Source organism: Mucilaginibacter sp., assembly GCF_041663085.1.
Lineage (GTDB): Bacteria > Bacteroidota > Bacteroidia > Sphingobacteriales > Sphingobacteriaceae > Mucilaginibacter.
The window spans coordinates 1-2,828 of sequence record NZ_JBAZRC010000250.1 but is presented as its reverse complement, the minus strand read 5'-3'; the positions used below and the strand labels follow the sequence as shown (position 1 = coordinate 2,828).

Below are 2,828 nucleotides of genomic sequence, written 5' to 3'. Positions count from 1 at the left end.
CCATATATCTTTTTGCCGCGGTAAGGCAGGCGCAAAATCTGGAAAATATTGAGGGATTGATTCCACGATGCCTGCCACCCGGTTCATATTTACCTGTTGGTTTATCTTGCCAATTTCCATAGTACCACCAAAGCGAATCTGCCCGTTCATGGGGGTTACCGATACCCTTGCTTCGCAAAGCAGGGAGGGGATGGTCATACGGTGCTTTGGTTCATCAACCATAAAAGAATACCCCTTGCCCGGCATCAGCGGGATGTTTAGCCCCGCCAATTTAGCAATGGCGGGCGTCCATGCGCCTCCGGCCATTACGTAGGCATCGGCAGTAAAACTTTTATCGTTGCTGATAACCTGTGTTATCTTACCATTGGTGTGTTCAATACGGGTAACAGGTGTATTCCGGTGGATCTTTACCCCTGCTTTTTCAAGGTGATTAACCAGCCCTGCCATTAATTTATTGGGATACAGGTGCGCATCGCAGTGGTAATGTACGGCGCCTAATACGTCCAGCTCAATATCAGGCTGTAGTTTGCGGCATTCATCGGCGGTAAGGTATTGCGCATCAAGGCCAAGGCTAATAGCCTTTTCGGCGGTATGGCGCTCTTCTTCTTCAAACTTCGGGGTTTTAAAAAGCATTAGGATGCCTTTATCGGCAAAGCCGAAATCAAAGTCGGCACGTAATTCCAGTTCCTGGTATAGTTTTTTGCTGAGTAAGGACAGATCCCGCAGTGCAGTTGCCGAACGTTCTACATGCTGCTTATTGGCAGCCTTCAGGAATTTAAGTCCCCATCCTATCAGTTCCGGGTTTAAAGATGGTTTCACGTAAAACGGACTTTTACTATTAAACATCCATCTAAAACCTTGCTCTATCATACCCGGTGCTGCCAATGGTATAAAATGACTGGGCACTATCATGCCCGCGTTACCAAATGATGCGTTATCGGTCAGGTCGCCCTGCTCCAGTATCTCCACTTCCCAACCTGACTTGTTCAGGTAATAGGCTGAAAAAAGTCCTATTATTCCGCCGCCTATTATTATTGCTTTACTCATACCCCCTATCCCCCTGAAGGGGGAACTTTTGATTAATTACTTTATAATTTTTTATTTAGCGCCTGCCTTTTCTCTCCTCCCCTTCAGGGGAGGCCGGGTGGGGCTTTATATCACCTGAAACCCAAACGCGTACGGGTCGTCTTCATCATCAATTTTAATGGTGTTGTAGCCGTAAACTTTTGCCCAGCCTTCAATACCGGGGATGATGGCCGGTTTGTCGCCAAGCATTACTTCATCCTCTACCGTACCGATAAACTGGCTGCCAATGATGCTCTCATGAATGAACTTATCGCCCTTTTTCAACTCCCCTTTGGCATGCCATTGCGCCATGCGGGCAGATGTACCTGTACCGCAAGGTGAACGATCTATCGCTTTATCGCCATAAAAAACAGCGTTACGTGCGGTAGCCTCGGGTGATATGGTTTTGCCAGCCCACAAGATATGCGAACAGCCGTTGATGGTTGGGTTCTCGGGATGCACAAATGTGTATTTCTCGTTGATCCGCTGGCGCAAAACGCGGCTCCATGATATCAGTTGATCTGCGGTATGGTTTTCCAACCCTTTAAAGTTTTTCTGCGGATCTACAATGGCGTAAAAATTCCCGCCGTAGCTTACATCGATGGTCAGCATACCCAAATCGGGGCATTCTACTTCTAAATTCTCTGCAGCCAGGTAGCTTGGCACATTCACCAACTTTACAGATTTCACCTTTTTGCCTTCCTGCTTGTAAGAGATCAGCACCAAACCGGCAGGTGCTTCCATGCGTACAGTGCCCGGCACTTTTGGTGTGATCAATCCCTCCTCAATAGCAATAGTGATGGTACCGATAGTACCATGCCCGCACATAGGCAGGCAGCCGCTGGTTTCAATAAACAGCACCGCCACATCGTTCTGCGGATCATGAGGGGGATACAATATACTGCCCGACATCATATCATGTCCCCGTGGCTCAAACATCAGCCCCTTGCGGATCCAGTCGTACTCTTTTAAAAAGTGCTGGCGTTTTTCGCTCATGTTAGCGCCAACCAAATTTGGCCCGCCACCCGCAACCAGCCTCACCGGGTTACCGCAGGTATGCGCATCTATGCAGAAGAATGTTTTGTTCATATTTTTCAAGTCTTAAGTCGAATGTTCTAAGTCTTAAGTCGCTGTCCTATGGCTTTGGACTCAAGGCTCCGGACTATTGACTTATTTGCTCACCTCCCCATTAACCAACCGCCATATATTTAGCGGGTTGCTATCTTTTAATTCATCGGGAAGCAGATCATGCTCCCAGTTTTGCCAGCATACCGGGCGCACAAAACGTTTAATAGCGCCTGTACCAACTGAGGTAAACCTACTGTCGGATGTTGCGGGGTACGGGCCGCCGTGTTGCATGGCGTTGCCTACCTCAACACCAGTGGGCGGCCCGTTCAGTATTACCCTGCCGGCCAGTTTTGCCAATTTATCTGTAATGTTTTTATATTGCGCCAGTTCCTCTTTTTCGGCCATGATGCTTGCGGTTAATTGCCCGTGTAACGAATCTACAACCTGCTCCAATTGGGCGGCGTCATCTGCAACAACCAGCATAGAGTATGGGCCGAAAACCTCTTCTTTGAATTTTTCATTGGCTAAAAAATCGGCCGCGCTTATTTCGGTTACAACAGCAACGCCCTGGTTCACTTTCTCTGCGTCTATCTTATCTGATTGTGCGATCACCGTAACCGCATCATCAGCCAGCATGCCGCCGGATAGCTTGTTAAAGTTCGCGGCAATACCCGGCGTAAGCATAGTTGATGAAT

At 48.2% G+C, this 2,828-nt stretch carries 2 protein-coding genes and 1 pseudogene; all 3 read right to left on the bottom strand.

Features of this window, described 5'->3' with window-relative positions; genetic code table 11:
- The coding region (locus WC615_RS23195; RefSeq protein ID WP_372980399.1) for an NAD(P)/FAD-dependent oxidoreductase at nt 1-1,047 on the bottom strand (1,047 nt) is incomplete at its 3' end.
- Between the two features lie 105 nt (nt 1,048-1,152).
- A complete protein-coding gene (locus WC615_RS23190; protein WP_372980398.1) occupies nt 1,153-2,154 on the bottom strand; it encodes a 4-hydroxyproline epimerase in 1,002 nt (333 codons plus the stop codon).
- Nucleotides 2,155-2,235: 81 nt separating this feature from the next.
- Nucleotides 2,236-2,828 (bottom strand): annotated as a pseudogene (locus tag WC615_RS23185) (aldehyde dehydrogenase (NADP(+))); the annotation flags it as partial.

Bases quoted from the DNA above. Each gene is read 5' to 3' on its own strand.
- WC615_RS23190 (WP_372980398.1), bottom strand. From the start codon at position 2,154: ATGAACAAAACATTCTTCTGCATAGATGCGCATACCTGCGGTAACCCG.